This is a genomic window from Mucilaginibacter sp. P4_G9 (assembly GCF_056400985.1).
In genome coordinates, this window is sequence record NZ_JBFUKF010000777.1 from 1 (window position 1) to 1,226 (window position 1,226).

Genomic DNA, 1,226 nt, shown 5'->3' on the forward strand with positions numbered 1-1,226 from the left:
AGATTGGACAGGCGTTGGCTTACTTATGTTGCCTGGTTGTTCTTGTAGTAACCCTGCCAACGCATTGATCTGTATTTTTAAAGCCAATGCAAATCCGAAAGAAATTGCGGCTGTGATAACCAAGCCGAAATAAACAAGTAGCATTTTTAGTGTTATTTGTCCCGGAGAGGATTTAGGTACTTTATCAAGTTTTTTCTCCAAACGGTCTATAGCAATTTCTAATTTGCTATCCGGCTGACGGTTAACCAGCTTATCCAGGTTCACGCCGATCTGTTCAAGTTGTGAAGTATAATCTGGGAAATAAACTTTTGGATAGTTATTAATGTTCTTCTCCGTGTTGGCTATCCGGTCATTATAGGTTTTGCTGTGTTGGGTTGCCCTGGTGGTAACTTCCTCCTGCGAATCGATTATGTCATTGTTTTGATTGCTCATTTTCGTTAAGTGTTTAATTCTGTAAAAGCTATCGGCCAAGGGAACGATTGATCTTGTTTTTCCCTTTTGTATTAGTTAAGAATAGTGACTAACCATGAAGGCACTTGAGGCTTAATGGTTATTAAGTAGGTGGCTTTTTAATAAAGTTGCCTTAGCTTAGACATATCTTGGCCGACCTTTAGGTCTAGAATCTTTGCATAATGCTGGGTCGTTTTGATATTAGTATGCCCCAGCATTTTACTTACGCTTTCGATAGGTACGCCATTGGAAAGTGTCACTGTTGTAGCAAAGGTGTGTCGTGCAATATGGAAGGTTAACTTTTTAGTAATCGCACAGATWTCGGCGATTTCTTTTAAGTAAGCGTTCATCTTTTGGTTGGTGGATACAGGAAGTGCTTTCCCTGAATTTTCGCAAATCGGCGAATCACTATATTTATTCAGGATGGCAATTGCCGATGGTAAAAGGGGAATACGTGTGGGTGTAGCTGTTTTCTGCCGTTTGGTATTGATCCATTTCTCGCCGTCAGGACCTGTGACGACCTCAAACGCTTTAAGCTTATATACATCAGCGTAAGATAGTCCAGTATAGCAGCTGAAAAGAAAAATGTCCCTGATCTGTCCTAAACGTTCGGTTACGAATTGTTTAACGGACATCCGCTGCAACTCTTCATTATTCAAAAATACTCTATCTACTACTTTTACTTTCGATTTGTAATTTACAAAAGGATCGCTGTTTAACCAACCGCTTGCAATACAGATACGTACGATCTTTTTAAAATTTTTAAGGTATTTAAC

General features: G+C 39.3%; 2 protein-coding genes. Both read right to left on the reverse strand.

Features of this window, described 5'->3' with window-relative positions; translation table 11 throughout:
• On the reverse strand, positions 1-432 hold a 432-nt coding region (locus AC1DPZ_RS27565; RefSeq protein ID WP_477409532.1), incomplete at its 3' end, for a hypothetical protein.
• Positions 433-569: 137 nt separating this feature from the next.
• A partial coding sequence (locus AC1DPZ_RS27570) for a site-specific integrase (protein ID WP_477409534.1) occupies positions 570-1,226 on the reverse strand: 657 nt, incomplete at its 5' end.